The 14,577-nt window shown below is 70.9% G+C and carries 16 protein-coding genes and 1 tRNA gene; 13 read left to right on the forward strand and 4 right to left on the reverse strand.

Translation table 11 applies throughout. From position 1 onward, the window contains the following. Positions 1-15 precede the first annotated feature (15 nt). Positions 16-606, reverse strand: coding sequence for a TetR family transcriptional regulator C-terminal domain-containing protein (locus Q9S36_RS30795; RefSeq protein ID WP_311288643.1), 591 nt, complete (start codon positions 604-606; stop codon positions 16-18). A 119-nt stretch (positions 607-725) separates the two neighbouring features. Here Q9S36_RS30795 and Q9S36_RS30800 point away from each other — a divergent pair, with 119 nt between their 5' ends. Both Q9S36_RS30800 and Q9S36_RS30805 read left to right on the forward strand, forming a co-directional pair. Further along, positions 726-908, forward strand: coding sequence for a hypothetical protein (locus Q9S36_RS30800; RefSeq protein ID WP_311288644.1), 183 nt, complete (start codon positions 726-728; stop codon positions 906-908). An 87-nt stretch (positions 909-995) separates the two neighbouring features. Next, the gene (locus Q9S36_RS30805) at positions 996-1,841 is read left to right on the forward strand and encodes a thioesterase family protein (RefSeq protein WP_311288645.1); all 846 of its coding nucleotides are present in this window, start codon (positions 996-998) and stop codon (positions 1,839-1,841) included. Between the two features lie 9 nt (positions 1,842-1,850). Here the strand turns inward: Q9S36_RS30805 and Q9S36_RS30810 are convergent, their stop codons facing one another. Together Q9S36_RS30810 and Q9S36_RS30815 are read right to left on the reverse strand one after the other, a co-directional pair. Then, positions 1,851-2,237 carry a globin gene (locus tag Q9S36_RS30810; RefSeq protein ID WP_311288646.1) on the reverse strand — a complete coding sequence of 129 codons (387 nt, stop codon included), beginning with the start codon at positions 2,235-2,237 and terminating at the stop codon, positions 1,851-1,853. A 31-nt stretch (positions 2,238-2,268) separates the two neighbouring features. Then, complete coding sequence (locus Q9S36_RS30815) at positions 2,269-3,339, reverse strand: mechanosensitive ion channel family protein (protein WP_311288647.1); 1,071 nt, start codon at positions 3,337-3,339, stop codon at positions 2,269-2,271. A gap of 30 nt (positions 3,340-3,369) precedes the next feature. Between Q9S36_RS30815 and Q9S36_RS30820 the strand changes: the two genes are divergently transcribed. Next, a complete protein-coding gene (locus Q9S36_RS30820; RefSeq protein WP_311288648.1) occupies positions 3,370-3,747 on the forward strand; it encodes a hypothetical protein in 378 nt (125 codons plus the stop codon). Beyond that, a complete protein-coding gene (locus tag Q9S36_RS30825; protein WP_311288649.1) occupies positions 3,734-4,120 on the forward strand; it encodes a DUF5130 family protein in 387 nt (128 codons plus the stop codon). Before Q9S36_RS30820 ends, Q9S36_RS30825 begins: the two co-directional genes overlap by 14 nt. 278 nt (positions 4,121-4,398) lie before the next feature. Here Q9S36_RS30825 and pepN read toward each other — a convergent pair whose 3' ends face one another. Beyond that, complete coding sequence (gene pepN, locus Q9S36_RS30830) at positions 4,399-6,942, reverse strand: aminopeptidase N (protein ID WP_311288650.1); 2,544 nt, start codon at positions 6,940-6,942, stop codon at positions 4,399-4,401. A 176-nt stretch (positions 6,943-7,118) separates the two neighbouring features. On the opposite strand from pepN, the gene Q9S36_RS30835 reads away from it, so the two are divergent. The 9 genes from Q9S36_RS30835 to Q9S36_RS30875 all read left to right on the forward strand — a co-directional run bounded on the left by Q9S36_RS30835 (position 7,119) and on the right by Q9S36_RS30875 (position 14,572). Beyond that, a complete protein-coding gene (locus tag Q9S36_RS30835) occupies positions 7,119-7,745 on the forward strand; it encodes a hypothetical protein (RefSeq protein WP_311288651.1) in 627 nt (208 codons plus the stop codon). Between the two features lie 147 nt (positions 7,746-7,892). Then, entirely contained in the window at positions 7,893-8,492 is a 600-nt protein-coding gene (locus Q9S36_RS30840; protein WP_311288652.1) for a DsbA family protein, read from the forward strand. Between the two features lie 73 nt (positions 8,493-8,565). Beyond that, complete coding sequence (gene metG / locus Q9S36_RS30845; protein ID WP_311288653.1) at positions 8,566-10,368, forward strand: methionine--tRNA ligase; 1,803 nt, start codon at positions 8,566-8,568, stop codon at positions 10,366-10,368. A 22-nt stretch (positions 10,369-10,390) separates the two neighbouring features. Next, positions 10,391-10,972, forward strand: a complete 582-nt coding sequence (locus tag Q9S36_RS30850; protein WP_311288654.1) for a hypothetical protein — start codon at positions 10,391-10,393, stop codon at positions 10,970-10,972. A gap of 13 nt (positions 10,973-10,985) precedes the next feature. Further along, positions 10,986-11,876 carry an alpha/beta hydrolase gene (locus Q9S36_RS30855; protein ID WP_311288691.1) on the forward strand — a complete coding sequence of 297 codons (891 nt, stop codon included), beginning with the start codon at positions 10,986-10,988 and terminating at the stop codon, positions 11,874-11,876. A gap of 64 nt (positions 11,877-11,940) precedes the next feature. Next, complete coding sequence (locus Q9S36_RS30860; RefSeq protein WP_311288655.1) at positions 11,941-12,447, forward strand: ribose-5-phosphate isomerase; 507 nt, start codon at positions 11,941-11,943, stop codon at positions 12,445-12,447. Beyond that, positions 12,440-13,336 carry a DNA-formamidopyrimidine glycosylase family protein gene (locus tag Q9S36_RS30865; protein WP_311288656.1) on the forward strand — a complete coding sequence of 299 codons (897 nt, stop codon included), beginning with the start codon at positions 12,440-12,442 and terminating at the stop codon, positions 13,334-13,336. The genes Q9S36_RS30860 and Q9S36_RS30865 overlap by 8 nt, the downstream gene beginning before the upstream one ends. Then, on the forward strand, positions 13,333-14,418 hold the full coding sequence (locus Q9S36_RS30870; RefSeq protein WP_311288657.1) for a PP2C family protein-serine/threonine phosphatase: 1,086 nt from the start codon (positions 13,333-13,335) through the stop codon (positions 14,416-14,418). The genes Q9S36_RS30865 and Q9S36_RS30870 overlap by 4 nt, the downstream gene beginning before the upstream one ends. Positions 14,419-14,501: 83 nt before the next feature. Further along, positions 14,502-14,572 (forward strand) — tRNA-Gly (locus tag Q9S36_RS30875). The last annotated feature ends 5 nt before the right edge of the window (positions 14,573-14,577 follow it).

The raw sequence follows: 14,577 nt of genomic DNA on the forward strand, positions 1-14,577 counted from the left end.
CAGACTAGTGCCCCGTCAGGACGTGGTCTGCCCCAGCCCGCTCAGCAGCTGCTCGACGCTCTCGCCGACGAACGTACGCCGCCTCCGCGGGGGCAGCAGCAGGGACGCCAGCAGCACCCCGTCGAGGGCAGCGACCAGCGTCTGGGCCGAGGCGCCACCGTCCTTGCCCGCGCCCGCGAGCACCGCGTCGACCATGGCGACGAGGTCGTCGCGCCAGAGGGCGAACCGTTGCGCCAGCTCCGGGTCGCGCGTCGCGGCGACGGTGAGCTCCAACCGCGCGGCCAGCAGGTCGGGCTGGTCGAGCCAGCGGGAGAACAGCCGCGACACCTCCGCCACTGCACGCTCGTGGTCGCCGGGGCAGGTCGCGAGCCGCCCGCCGAGCGCCTCCACGTCGGCGGCGAGGCGATCGGCCACGAAGTCGCCGAGCGCGCCGAGGAGCGCACTGCGGGAGCGGTAGTAGGCCGAGCTGCTGCCCTCGGGCAGGCCGGCCTCGCGGTCCACCGCACGGTGCGTGAGCCCGCGGTTGCCCTGCTGCGCGAGGACGGTCGTGGCCGCCGCCAGGATCTCGCGGCGACGCGGCGTCAGCTCCTCGTCGGCTCTGCTCACGGGTCCTCCGTCCGGTCCGATCGGTGACGCAGGACACTACCCGCCGGGGTTGCTCTACGCATGTAGAAGAGTAGTCTTCTACATGCGTAGAACTTCTTCATCTGTAGAAAGGAATCGCCATGCAGCTCATCGACCCCACTGCTGTCGTCACCCTCCTCGTCGTCGTCGGCATCGCCGCCCTCGCCGCGATCGCGATGGCCGCGGCCGTGCTTCCCTCCACCCTCCGGGTGACCCGCCGCGACCGGCAGGCGCGCCACGAGTCGATCCCGACCTACTACGGGCGCCTCCACTTCGCCAGCTGATCGACGCCGCCCGGTCAGCGTTGGCCGGGCCGAGCCGGTGGCTGAGCACCGCCGAGGCACGGCCCGGTCGTCTGCGACGATCGGGACGTGCGCCATCTGTACAAGTGCCCGCTGCGATGGGCCGACCTGGACCTGCTGGGCCACGTCAACAACGTCACCTACGTCGACTACCTCCAGGAGGCGCGGGTGGACATGTTCCGCACCCACGCCCCGGACAGCCGCAGCGAGGACCTGGCCGAGGGCGTCGTGGTCGTCCGGCACGAGGTCACCTACGTCTCCTCGCTGACGTTCTCCTTCGAGCCCGTCTCCATCGAGTGCTGGGTCACCGAGATCCGCGCCGCGAGCTTCACGATGGGCTACGAGGTCTTCGCCGAGGACGAGGCCGGCGAGCGCACCGTCTTCCTCCGCGCCCGCACGGTGCTGACGCCGTACGTCTTCGCCACCGAGCGTCCGCGCCGGCTCAACGACGCGGAGCAGCAGTCCCTGGGACGGCTGCTGGAGCCGGACGAGCCGGTCCGCCCGACGCGGCCGCCCGAGGTGGTCGAGGTCCCCGGCGGGCACTACCCGGTCCACGTGCGCTTCTCCGACGTCGACGTCTACGGCCACGTCAACAACGTGAAGTACTTCGAGTACTTCCAGGAGGCGCGCATCCAGCTGATGATCGCGCAGGGCCGCGAGCTCGGCGCCGGCTACCACCTCGTCGTGGCCCAGACCGACGTCGACTACCGACGCCCGATCCTGTTCCGCGCCGAGCCGTACGACTGCCGTACGTGGGTGTCGCGGATCGGCACCACCTCGGTGGTGTTCGAGTCGGTGGTGCACGACGGCGACGAGGTCCTCGCCCGCGCCCGGGTGGTCGGGGTGTGCATCGACAGCGCGACCGGTCGCCCGGCCCCGGTGCCCGACGAGCTCCGCGCGCTCGTCAGCGGGTGATCCCCGGCGTCAGGCCGGGTCCTCCATGGTGTTGACCATGAACTGCGCCGCGTGGGTGACGTAGTCCCAGAAGCGGGCGTCCTGCTCCGGGGTCAGCTCGGCGGCATCCAGCCCGGCGCGGAAGTGCACCAGCCACCGCTGGGCGGCGGCCGGCGTCACGGCGAAGGGTGCGTGCCGCATCCGCAGGCGCGGGTGGCCCCGGGTGTCGGAGTACGTCGTCGGCCCGCCCCAGTACTGGACGAGGAACAACGCGAACCGCTCCTCGGCCGGGCCGAGGTCCTCCTCCGGGTACATCGGGCGGAGGACGTCATCGGTGGCCACGCCCTCGTAGAAGCGGTGCACGATGGTGCGGATCGTCTCCGCCCCGCCGATCTCGTCGTAGAAGGTCGTGGTCACGCGACCATTCTCCCGTCCCGCGCCAGCCCGGTCAGGTCGGGGTGTCCCCGGCGGCCTCCGTGGACGCGGCAGACGGCGAACTCTCCTGCCAAGCGATGCGCTGGGCGACCGCGAGGTTGATGCCCTCGTGCTCGAAGCGCGCCTTGACGCGCTCGCGCATGGTCCGCGCGACCGCCCACTGCTCGAGCGGGGCGGTCTTCAGCGTGACCCGTACGACGATCCCGTCGACGCCGAGGGACTCGACGCCCCAGACCTCGGGCTCCTCGATGATGAGCCCCTGGAACTCCTCGTCCTCCCAGAGGTCGTGCGCGACCTCCTCCAGGACGCGTCGTACCCGCGTCAGGTCCTCGTCGTAGCCGACGGTGACGTCGAGCACGGTGCGCGCCCAGTTCTGGCTCATGTTGCCCACGCGGAGGATCTCGCCGTTGCGGACGTACCAGACCGTCCCGTTGACGTCGCGGAGCCGGGTGACCCGGAGGCTGACGGCTTCGACCGTGCCCGAGGCCTCGCCGAGGTCGACCACGTCACCGACGCCGTACTGGTCCTCGAAGATCATGAAGATGCCGGAGAGGAAGTCCTTGACCAGCGCCTGGGAGCCGAAGCCGAGGGCGACGCCGATGATGCCCGCGCTGGCGATGAGCGGGGCGATGTCGTAGCCGAGCTCGGAGATGAACATCAGCGCGACCACGGCGAACACGACGCCGGTGATGATGCTCTTCAGCAGCGAGCCCATCGTGGCCGCGCGTTGCACCCGGCGGGTGAACCCGGGGTCCTCGCGCAGGTTGAGGGCCGCGCCCACCTTGCCGCCCGCGATCGCACGGCTCAGGCGGTTGGGAAGCACGCCGACCTCGGCGCGCTTGACGACGCGGTCGATGACCCGGTGGAGGAGCCACCGGACCAGCAGTCCGATGAGGATCAGTCCCACCAGGGCGGACGGCTTGCCGACGATCCAGTCGACCGCGGTGGCCAACTTCTCGTTGCCGGTCTGGTCGAGGACCCACGTGCAGAGGTTCTCGTCGCTGGAGCAGGTGGTGAGGGGGTTGGTCTCGCTCCCGGAGACCTCGGTCACGTTCATGATCGGGGTGATGAGGGGGTGAGGCATGCCCGCCAGTATGGCGATAGCCTTGTCGTCGTGACCAAGCCCGTCATCTCGCCCCCGTCGTCCCCGCACTCGTCCCGGCGCCGCGCCCGCGCGCTCGTCCTGGCGAGCGCCCCGGTGCTGGCGCTGACCGCCGCCCCGGCGCACGCCGACATGCCCGAGGGGTGGGCGCCGGTCACCGACGTCGACGAGCTGCACGCCCTGATGCTGCTCGTGGGCGCCCCGCTGCTGCTCTTCGTGCTGATCGCCGTGGCGGTCTACCTCCCCGCGATGATCCGCGGCGAGCGGCTGCTGCCCGACCACTCCGCCGGTGAGGGCACGTGGATCGGCGGCCCCCGCCAGGGCGTCGCCGAGCTCCCGGCCGCCGACGGCGAGGACTCCCGAGCGGGTGGCGCCAGTGGCAGCTGGTGAGCTGCTGAGCGAGTCCGACCGGCTCGCCCTCGACCGCGCGATCCGGCTGGCCGAGCAGGCCTGCCGCTTCGAGTTCTCCGTCTACGTCGGCCCCGCCGAGGATGACGACACCCGTGCCTGGGCCACCCGTCTGCACAACCGGCTCGTCGCGCCGGCGCGCAGCGTGCTGGTCCTCGTCGACCCGCGCCGACGGGTCACCGAAGTGGTCACCGGCGGCGACGTACGCCGTCACCTCACCGACGCCGAGGTCGAGCTGGCCGTCGTGGCCATGGCCTCCGAGTTCGGCGCGGGCAACCTCCTCGGCGGCCTGCTGCGCGGCATCGCCATGCTCGCCGACCACGCCCGCCCGCAGAACACCCTCCACGCGGGCTGAATGGCGCTCGCTGCGCTCGCGCGTGCTCGGCGCCCCTGAAGACGTCGTCTTCCCTCGTCGCTCCCGAGCTGCCTCGCTGCGCTCGTCGCGCTCGCTCGCTCCTCGGTCCAGACGACGTCGGGCGCCGAGCGCGGGTGGCTGGGGAGGCTGAGCCGATCCGCGCATGAGCGCGACCGGGCACTTCGTTCCTCGCCCCGAATGACGACCGGGCACTTCGTTCCCCCGTGGAGGGGAACGAAGTGCCCGGTCGAGGTGCGCTACGGGAAGGAAGTGCCCGGTCAGCTGGCGTCGTAGGCCTGGTTGGTCAGTGCGCGGGCGATCTCGGCCCGGGCCTCGCCGATGTAGCGCTTGGCCTGCTTCGGCGCGTCGGAGGTGGCGAGCCACTCGTCGAGACGGGCGAGCGTTGCCTCCGAGCCCAGGGGCTTCGGGAAGCCGTACTCGAGGACCGTCGAGGCCTTGTGGAAGCCGAGCACGTCGACGAGGGTCTCGGAGGCGGTGAGGAACTTCTCGAGGTAGGGCTCGAGGACGTCCTCCTGCCCGAACCGGAAGATCGAGAAGGCGATCTCGCGCGAGGTCTCGTTGGGCGTCGACGGGTCGAGGATCGCGTTCCAGGCGGCCTCCTTGGCCTCCGGCGTGGGCTGCGACGCGCGGGCCGCGGCCGCCTGCTCCTTGCCGGAGATGGTCTTGTCGACCTCGAGCTCGGCGTCGATCTCGGCGTCGCTGAAGCGCCCCGCCCGCGCGAGTGCGGTGATGAGCACCCAGCGCATGTCCTGGTCGATCGCGAGGCCGTCGACGGCGAAGGAGCCGTCGAGCAGGCCGATCAGGTCGCCGAGCGCGGCGTCGCTGCGCGCGGCACCGGCGTAGGAGCGGGCGAAGGTGAGCTGGTGGTCGCTGCCCGGCTCGGCGGCCAGCAGCAGCTCACGCAGCCCCGACTCCCACGTCGCCTTGAGCTCGTCGCGGTGCGCGGGGTCGGAGTAGAAGCTCACCGCGAGCGCCGTCGACGCGGGGATCCGGGTGACCGCCCAGGCGTCGGTCTCCTGGCCGATGTTGGCCAGCACGAGGTCGAGCCAGTCGCGGGTGCGCATCTCGCCGTCGCGGGTCATGTCCCACGCGGCCCCCCACACGATGGCGCGGGGGAGCGAGTCCTCGAAGGTCGAGAGTGCGGAGATCGCGGTGTCGAGCGAGCGCTCGTCGAGGCGGATCTTGGCGTAGGCGTGGTCCTCGTCGTTGAGCAGCAGCAGCGCCGGCTGCTCGACCCCGACCAGCTCGGGTACGTCGGTGCGCTCGCCGTCGACGTCGATCTCGAGGTAGTCGCGCCGGACGAGCCGGCCGTCGACCTCGTCGTACAGGCCGATGCCGAGGCGGTGGCGGCGCAGCGTCGGCCAGTCGGGGTGCGCCGACTGGGCGACCGCGAAGGAGGAGTAGCGGCCGTCGCCGTCGGTCTCGAACGCGGGCGCGAGGGTGTTCACGCCCGCGGTCTGCAGCCATTCCTGGGCCCAGCCGTCGAGCTCGCGGCCGGAGGACTTCTCGAGGGTGGCGAGCAGGTCCTTGAACTCCGGGTTGCCGTACTCCCACTCCTTGAAGTACGCGCGCAGGCCCTCCAGGAAGGGCTCGATGCCCACCCACGCGACGAGCTGCTTGAGCACCGAGGCGCCCTTGGCGTAGGTGATCATGTCGAAGTTGACCTCGACCGCGTGGAGGTCGACGTTGTCGGCCGCGATCGGGTGCGTCGAGGGCAGCTGGTCGGCGCGGTAGCCGGTCTGCTTGCGGGCGTTCGCGAACCCGGTCCACGCGTCGGTGAACTCCGTGGCGTTGGCCTCGCACCAGTAGCAGGCCCACTCGGCGAACGACTCGTTGAGCCACAGGTCGTCCCACCACTTCATGGTGACGAGGTCGCCGAACCACATGTGGGCCATCTCGTGGGTGATGACGGAGGCGCGGAACTCGAAGAACGAGCGCGGCTGGCGGCTGCGGGGGAGGTATTCATCGCGCAGCGTCACGCAGCCGGCGTTCTCCATGGCGCCGGCGTTGTACTCGGGGACGTAGAGCTGGTCGTACTTCCCGAACGGGTAGGGGTAGTCGAACTGCTCCTCGAAGAACTCGAAGCTCTGCTTGGTGAGCTTGACCAGCTCCGCGGTGTCCATGTGCTCCTTGAGCGACTGGCGGCAGTAGTGGCCGAGCGGGATGGTGCCGAACTTGCCCTCGTAGGTGTCGAACTCGCCGTGGTACTCGCCGGCGACGATCGCGGTGATGTAGGTCGACATGCGCTTGGTCGTGGGGAAGCGCCACACCGACACGCCGTCCTGCTCGGCAGCCTCCGGCTCGGGCGTCGGCGCGTTGGAGACGACGACCCAGTGCGAGGGCGCGGTGACGGTGAAGGTGAAGACGGACTTCAGGTCGGGCTGCTCGAAGGTCGTGAAGACGCGGCGGGCGTCGGGCACCTCGAACTGGCTGTAGAGGTAGACCCGGTCGTCGACGGGGTCGACGAAGCGGTGCAGGCCCTCACCGGTGTTGGAGTACGCGCAGTCGGCGGTCACGACGAGCGTGTTGGTCGCCTCCAGGTCGTCGAGCGCGATGCGGCTGTCGGCGTACGCCGTCGCGGGGTCGAGGGTGCGCCCGTTGAGCGTGATCTCGCGGACGGTCGGCGCGACCAGGTCGGCGAAGGTGCTCGACCCGGGCTGGCGGCAGGTGAACTCGAGGGTGGTGACGGAGGCAAAGGTGGTGTCGCCCGTCGTGAGGTCCAGGTCGATGGAGTACGACGTGACGTCCAGGAGGGCGGCGCGGGTGGCGGCCTCGTCCCGGGTGAGGTTGGTTCCAGGCATGCGCGCATCCTGCCACCTGGGGCCGCGTGCTCCGCCATGCCCGGGCGGGTGCCGAGAGGGGGCGCGATCCGTCTCAGGATGTAACTCATGGTGACACTGCTGTTGACGAATCGGCCGTCGATGGGCAGGTTGGCAGTCACAACCGCACAAGCACCCTGTCTCCGGGAGGGAAGACAATGCTCAAGGCTCGTACTCTCGCGCGCCGTCTCGGCCGTGTGGTCGCCGTGGTCGCGCTCGCGACCGCCTCGGCCTCGGCGCTGCCGGCTCCGGCCCAGGCCGACCCGATCGTGCCGATCGACTGGACGGTCGACGTCACCTCGCACCTCGCCAGGCTGGACAAGGACCTCGTCGTGCCGACGGGCACCTTCACCGGCGGCTTCGACGTCGCCACGTGGAAGATGACCGGTGACCTGGTCCTGCCCGAGGCGACCTCGCGCCTCGACCTCGGCTCGCTGCCGCTGGCGAAGGTGACGATGGCGATGGAGCAGGCCGCGCCGGTCACCGGCGGGGTGGACCTGTTCACCATGACCGGCCACGCCAGGTCCACCTTCCACGTGCGCATCCTGGCGATCCGCCCGGTCCTGACGCCGTGGGTCAACCTGGTCAACCCTGCGTGCCGGACCCGGACGCCCGTCGTCGCCGACCTCGGCGGCAAGGTCGACCTCGAGGCGGGCAGCACCTTCACCGGCACCTACGACCTGCCGAAGTTCACCGGCTGCGGCATCGGCGTGACCGCGGTCGTGAACCAGGTCGTGCCCGGGACGGGGAACACCCTGACCGCCCGGTTCACCCCCGCCCACTGACGCCGGCCCACGAGCAGGTGGCGGGCGGCCCGCCGGGAGGGACGGGCCGCCTGCCACCGGAGCGTGCCGTGACGTGCAGCCGCGGCGTGGCCGGAGCACGGAACAAGGCGCGGAATAAGTCGGGACCGGTGCGGGATTGTGGTCGACATGGCTACCGCTGACCTCTGGTTCGATCCCCTCTGCCCGTTCGCCTGGATCACCTCGCGCTGGATCCGCGAGGTCGAGCAGGTCCGCGACATCGACGTGCAGTGGCACGTGATGTCGCTGGCGTACCTCAACAAGGACAAGGACATCCCGGCCGAGTACCGCGAGATGCTCCAGGGCACGGAGAAGCCCGTGCGGGTCGCGATCAAGATCGCGCAGGAGCACGACAACGCGACCCTCGGCGACTGGTACACCGCGATCGGCACCCGCCGCCACAACAACGGCGAGGAGCTGTCGAAGGAGACCGTCGCCGCGTCGCTGGCCGACGTCGGCCTCCCGGCCGAGCTCATCGAGGCCTGGGACGACGAGTCGCTCGACGAGGCGGTGGCGAAGAGCCACCACGAGGGCATGGACGCCGTCGGCGACGACGTCGGCACGCCGACCATCCACATCAACGGCTCGGCGTTCTTCGGGCCCGTGCTGTCGAAGATCCCGCGCGGCGAGGAGGCCGGCGAGCTGTGGGACGGCGCCGTCGCCGTCGCGAAGTTCCCGTACTTCTACGAGCTCAAGCGCTCCCGCACGGGCGAGCTCGACTTCTCCTGACGCGTCCCGCCCAGCGTGCTCATGGACGCCACCCGGGGAATCCGGGTGGCGTCCGGTCACTAGGCTTGCGCCCATGACTCGTGTCCTGTCCGCCGTCGCCTGGCCGTACACCAACGGCCCGCGCCACATCGGCCACGTTGCCGGTTTCGGCGTGCCCTCCGACGTCTTCAGCCGGTTCATGCGGATGGCCGGCCACGACGTGCTGATGGTGAGCGGCACCGACGAGCACGGCACCCCGATCCTGGTGCTCGCCGACAACGAGGGCGTGCCCGCGCGCGAGCTCGTCGACAAGTACAACCAGGTGATCGTCTCCGACCTCTGCGGACTGGGACTGTCGTACGACCTCTTCACCCGCACCACGACCGGCAACCACTACGCCGTGGTGCAGGAGATGTTCGAGACCTGCCGCCGCAACGGCTACATGGTCGAGGAGACCACGAAGACCGCGATCAGCCCGTCGACGGGTCGCACCCTGCCCGACCGCTACATCGAGGGCACCTGCCCGATCTGCGGCTACAAGGAGGCCCGGGGCGACCAGTGCGACAACTGCGGCAACCAGCTCGACCCGACCGACCTGATCGACCCGCGGTCGAAGATCAACGGCGAGACCCCGGAGTTCAAGGACACCCAGCACTGGTTCCTCGACCTCCCGGCCCTGGCCGAGGCGCTGGGGGAGTGGCTCGACGGGCGCGAGGCCACCGGCCTCTGGCGCCCCAACGTGATCAAGTTCAGCCAGAACATCCTCAAGGAGATCCGCCCGCGCGCCATGACGCGCGACATCGACTGGGGCATTCCCGTGCCGGGCTGGGAGGACCAGCCGACCAAGCGGCTCTACGTCTGGTTCGACGCGGTCATCGGCTACCTCTCGGCCTCGATCGAGTGGGCCCGCCGGCTCGGCGAGCCGGAGAAGTGGCGTGAGTGGTGGAACGACGCCGACGCGGAGTCCTACTACTTCATGGGCAAGGACAACATCGTCTTCCACTCCCAGATCTGGCCGGCCGAGCTGCTCGCCTACAACGGTCGCGGCGACAGGGGCGGCGAGCCCGGCTCGTTCGGCACCCTGAACCTGCCGACCGAGGTCGTCTCCAGCGAGTTCCTCACCTTCGGTGACGCGCAGTTCTCGACCAGTCGCGGCAACGTCATCTACGTCGGCGACTTCCTGGCCCGCTACGGCGCCGACGCGCTGCGCTACTACATCTGCGCCGCGGGCCCCGAGACCTCCGACGCCGCCTTCACGTGGGCCGACTTCGTCACCCGCAACAACTCCGAGCTGGTCGCCGGGTGGGGCAACCTCGTCAACCGCACCGCCACGATGATCGCCAAGAACTTCGGCGAGATCCCCGCGTGCGGCACGCTCGAGGAGGTCGACGAGCAGGTGCTCGCCACCGTGCGCGACGGCTTCGGCACCGTCGGCGGGCTCATCGAGAAGCACCGGCTGCGCGCCGCGATCGCGGAGGCGATGCGGGTCGTTGGCGAGGTGAACAAGTACCTCACCGTCACCGAGCCCTACAAGATGAAGGACGAGTCGCAGCGTGAGCGGCTCGCGACCGTCCTGCACGTGGCGGCCCAGTGCGTGAGCGACTGCAACCTCCTGCTCGCGCCGTTCCTGCCGCACTCCGCCAACCAGGTGCACGCCGTGCTGGGTGGTGAGGGCGAGCTCATGCCGATGCCGCGCATCGAGCAGGTGGAGGAGCTCGAGCCGGGCAACGGCGCCGGGCACACGTCGTACTCGATCATCACGGGGGAGTACTCCGGCACACCTGCGTGGGAGCCGCGCCCGGTTACGGTCGGTGCGCCGGTCGCCAAGCCGACCCCGATCTTCACCAAGCTCGACCCGTCGGTGGTCGAGGAGGAGCTCGCCCGCTTCGGCGGCTGAGCGGTCTGGCTAGGCTCCGGACATGTCCACTGACGCGACCGCCGAGATGTACCTGCCGCACTTCGTGGTGAAGCAGAAGCTCACCATGATGATCAACCGCTACGAGATCTCCGAGTCCGACGAGGCGGGCAACCCGGTCCGCCTGATGGCGCTCGCCGAGCAGAAGCGGATGGCCTTCAAGGAGCAGGTCACCTTCTACTCCGACGCCGGCAAGTCGCGCCCGGTCTTCGGCTTCAAGGCGCGCAGGAAGCTCGACCTCAACGCCGGCTACGACATCACCGACGAGGGCGGCGCCCAGATCGGCTTCTTCCGCAAGGACTTCGGAGCCTCGCTGCTGCGCTCGACCTTCCACGTGGAGGGTCCCGGCTACACCGGCACCGGGCAGGAGCGCAACCAGGTCGTGGGGATGCTGCGGCGCTTCACCGACGTCGACTTCCTGCCCATCCACTTCGACTTCGCCGACGCGTCGGGCGCTCCGCTGTTCTCGGTCGAGCGCAAGATGTCGATCGGCGACCGCTACCGGGTCACCGTGCCGGACCAGCGGGTCGACTTCCGCGTCGCGGCCGCGATCGCGGTCGGCCTCGACGCGCTGATGTCCCGCTGAGGCCGGCGCCGTGATGTACCCCGAGGTCCGGGCGGCGGTCGCGGCGGACACCGGTCCCGACCTCCGTGCGCCCGGGTTCGACCTCGCCGCCCACCGCGAGGAGGTGCGCCGCGCCAACCTCGCCGAGCCCCGCGAGGAGGTCGCCGCGGTCGAGGACCTCGACGCCGACGGCGTGCCGTGCCGGCTCTACACCCCCGCCGACCCCGTCGAAGGGCTGGTCGTCCACGCGCACGGTGGCGGCTTCGTCCTCAACGACGTGGACGTGCACGACGCGGTGGTGCGGCGCTTCACCAACCGCCTGCGCCGCCGGGTGCTCAGCGTGGACTACCGGCGCCCGCCCGAGGACCCGTTCCCGGCCGCACCGGACGACCTGGACACGGTGGTCGGCTGGCTGCGCCGCGAGGGACCGGAGGGGCCGTACGCCGCCCACGGCGACTCCGCCGGCGCGAACCTCGCGCTGGTGGCCGCGCTGCGCAACCCCGGCTTCTTCCGCGCCGTCGCTCTCGTCTATCCCTTCCTCGACCCGCGCGCCGGGTTCGCGTCGTGGTCCGAGGGCGCCGACTCGGGGTTCGACCGGTCCGAGGCGGACTGGTACTGGCAGCAGTACGCCCGCAGCGAGGCCGACTACGCCGACCCCGACCTCGCGCCGCTGCTCTCCGACCGGCTGCACACCCTGCCCCCGACCTTCGTGGCGACCGCCGAGCACGACCCGCTGCGCGACGAGGGGGAGGAGCTCGCTCGCCTCGTCGCGGAGGCCGGGGTGGAGACCGTCGGCATCCGGTGCCTCGGCCAGGTCCACGGGTTCTGGCGCCATGCCGGGCTCACCGCCTCCGAGCCGCTCGTGCGCCAGGTCGCGGGGTGGCTCGACCAGCACCTCGAGCTCGGCGCGTCCGAACCGACGTAGTCGGGACGGAACCGGTGCGCGAGCCCGCAGCCGCTTGCGGCCAGGGGCTTGACATGATGTGCCCATGCGCGTTCACCTGGGTTCCGACCACGCCGGCCTCGACCTGAAGGACCACCTGATGACCTGGCTGGTCGACCACGGCTACGAGCCGGTCGACCACGGTCCCTTCGTCTACGACGCGCTCGACGACTACCCCTGCTTCTGCCTGCGCGCGGCCGAGGCGGTCGCCGGCGACCGCGCGGAGGGGCTCGACAGCCTCGGCGTCGTGATCGGCGGCTCCGGCAACGGCGAGCAGATCTCGGCCAACAAGGTCGAGGGCATCCGCTGCGCCCTCGCCTGGTCGGAGGAGACCGCCGCGCTCGCCCGCGAGCACAACGACGCCAACGTGGTGTCGGTCGGCGGCCGGATGCACTCCCTCGAGGACATGACCCGGTTCGTGGAGGTCTTCCTCACCACCCCGTTCAGCGACGACGAGCGCCACGTGCGCCGCATCAGCCAGGTCACCACCTACGACGAGACCAAGGAGCTGCCGCCGCTTCCGGAGTCGGCGCTGCGCGGGCCGGATGCCTGAGGGGCACACCCTCCGCCGGCTCGCCGACGACCTCTCCGCCGCGTTCGCCGGCCGCCGGGTCCGGGTCTCCTCGCCCCAGGGCCGTTTCGCCGCCGACGCCGAGCAGCTCGACGGGTCCCTCCTGGTCGGTGCCGACTCTGCCGGCAAGCACCTTTTCGTCGAGCTCGAGGGGGAGCGGTTCGTCCACGTCCACCTCGGCCTCATCGGCCAGTTCGACGTGCACCCCGACGTCGAGCTGGTGCCGGCGCCCGTCGGTGCCGTACGGCTGCGCCTCGTGACCGTCCCGCACGACGGCCTCCCGACGGCGTACGCCGACCTGCGCGGGGCGATCGTCTGCGACCTGGTCAGCGCCCATCGTCGCGACGAGGTCCTGTCCAGGCTGGGCCCCGACCCGCTGCGTCCCGACGCCGACCCCGACGTGGCGTGGCGCCGGATCTCCCGCAGCCACCGGCCCATCGGCGACCTGCTGATGGACCAGAAGGTGCTGGCGGGCGTCGGCAACGTCTACCGCGCCGAGGTCCTGTTCCGCCACCGCATCCACCCGCTGCGCCCGGGCGAGACGCTGCGGGTCGGCCAGTGGCGGGCCATGTGGGCCGACCTCGTCACGTTGATGTCCGAGGGCGTCAGCTCCGGCCGCATCGACACCGTGCGCCCCGAGCACACCCCCGAGGCGATGGGTCGGGAGCCTCGCAAGGACGACCACGGTGGCGAGGTCTACGTCTACCGCCGCACCGCGATGCCGTGCCTGGTGTGCGGGTCGAGCGTCCGCACCGGCGAGCTGGTGGGACGCAACATCTTCTGGTGCCCCAGATGTCAGCCGACTTTTCGGTCCCGCGCCGTACGATCTGCCTCCAACACCCCTGAGACGTCGCGAGGAGCTCGGCCATGAGTTCTTCCGTGGAGCGCCGCACCAACACCCGCGCGGGCGCGCGGCTGGGCGACGCCCTGGGCCGGGTGGTGCCGCGGGGGGCGCGGATGCTCGCCGCGCTCGTGGTGTCCACCGTGCTGGTGGGTGTCGCCATCTGGCAGCTCGGTGACTGGGTGCCGCTGGTGACCCTGCTCGTGCCGCTGGTCGTCTCGAGCCTGGTGCTGGGCCCGCGCCAGCTGCCGTGGTTCGTCGTCTTCGTGCTGCTCGTGCTGGCGATCACGGTGCCGACCCAGGACATCACGATCCGGACCTCCCTCGCCGTCGTGATCATGTTCGGGCTCGGGTTCCTGGTGCTCCTGTCGTCCTTCCGACGCTCGCGCCTGGGCGTCGCGGGCCTCCAGGGCGAGCAGATGTTCGTCGACCTGCGCGACCGCATCCTGCGCCAGGGCGGCATCCCGGCGCTGCCCCCCGACTGGTACGCCGCCGCCGAGCTGCGCTCCGCCGGTGGCACGCCCTTCGCGGGCGACTTCGTGGTCGCCTCGCGGGTCGGTGACCGGCTCGAGGTCGCGGTGGTCGACGTCTCCGGCAAGGGCCAGGGCGCCGGCACGCGAGCGCTCCTGCTCTCGGGTGCGCTCGGCGGATTGCTGAGCGCTCTTCCGCCCAGCGAGTTCCTGCCGGCCGCGAACACGTTCCTGCTGCGCCAGGACTGGGACGAGGGGTTCGCGACGGCGATCCACCTCTCCCTCGACCTGAGCACGGGCCACTACGACCTGCGCTCCGCCGGCCACCCGCCTGCCGCGCTCCGCCACGCGGGGTCGGGACGCTGGGAGGTGGTCGAGACGGAGGGTCCCGTGCTCGGCCTCATCGACGGCGCCACCTTCGACGCCACCTCCGGGGAGATGCGCTCCGGCGACGCGCTGCTGCTCTACACCGACGGCATGGTCGAGTCCCGCAACCGCGACATCAGCCTCGGCATCGACAAGATGCTCGGCCAGTTCGAGCGGCTCCTGCGCGGGGAGTTCGAGGGCGGCGCCTCCCGCCTCGTGGAGGCGCTGGGCTCGCGCAACGACGACGCGGCACTGCTGCTGGTCCACCGGCGCTGACCCGACGGTCCGGGTTGGGGAGCACGCTCACGCGTGTGGCACCATGACTCCCGCACCGGCGATGGCGACGTCGACCGGGGCGCGCGGATGTAGCTCAATGGTAGAGCCCCAGTCTTCCAAACTGGCTACGCGGGTTCGATTCCCGTCATCCGCTCCCAG

The organism is Microbacterium sp. ARD31, assembly GCF_031844425.1.

Coding starts and splice junctions, on each gene's coding strand:
- Q9S36_RS30865 (WP_311288656.1), top strand. CDS start 12,440: ATGCCTGAGGGGCACACCCTCCGCCGGCTCGCCGACGACCTCTCCGCC.
- Q9S36_RS30835 (WP_311288651.1), top strand. CDS start 7,119: ATGCTCAAGGCTCGTACTCTCGCGCGCCGTCTCGGCCGTGTGGTCGCC.
- Q9S36_RS30855 (WP_311288691.1), top strand. CDS start 10,986: ATGTACCCCGAGGTCCGGGCGGCGGTCGCGGCGGACACCGGTCCCGAC.
- Q9S36_RS30860 (WP_311288655.1), top strand. CDS start 11,941: ATGCGCGTTCACCTGGGTTCCGACCACGCCGGCCTCGACCTGAAGGAC.
- Q9S36_RS30815 (WP_311288647.1), bottom strand. CDS start 3,339: ATGCCTCACCCCCTCATCACCCCGATCATGAACGTGACCGAGGTCTCC.
- metG (WP_311288653.1), top strand. CDS start 8,566: ATGACTCGTGTCCTGTCCGCCGTCGCCTGGCCGTACACCAACGGCCCG.
- Q9S36_RS30800 (WP_311288644.1), top strand. CDS start 726: ATGCAGCTCATCGACCCCACTGCTGTCGTCACCCTCCTCGTCGTCGTC.
- Q9S36_RS30840 (WP_311288652.1), top strand. CDS start 7,893: ATGGCTACCGCTGACCTCTGGTTCGATCCCCTCTGCCCGTTCGCCTGG.
- Q9S36_RS30850 (WP_311288654.1), top strand. CDS start 10,391: ATGTCCACTGACGCGACCGCCGAGATGTACCTGCCGCACTTCGTGGTG.
- Q9S36_RS30870 (WP_311288657.1), top strand. CDS start 13,333: ATGAGTTCTTCCGTGGAGCGCCGCACCAACACCCGCGCGGGCGCGCGG.
- pepN (WP_311288650.1), bottom strand. CDS start 6,942: ATGCCTGGAACCAACCTCACCCGGGACGAGGCCGCCACCCGCGCCGCC.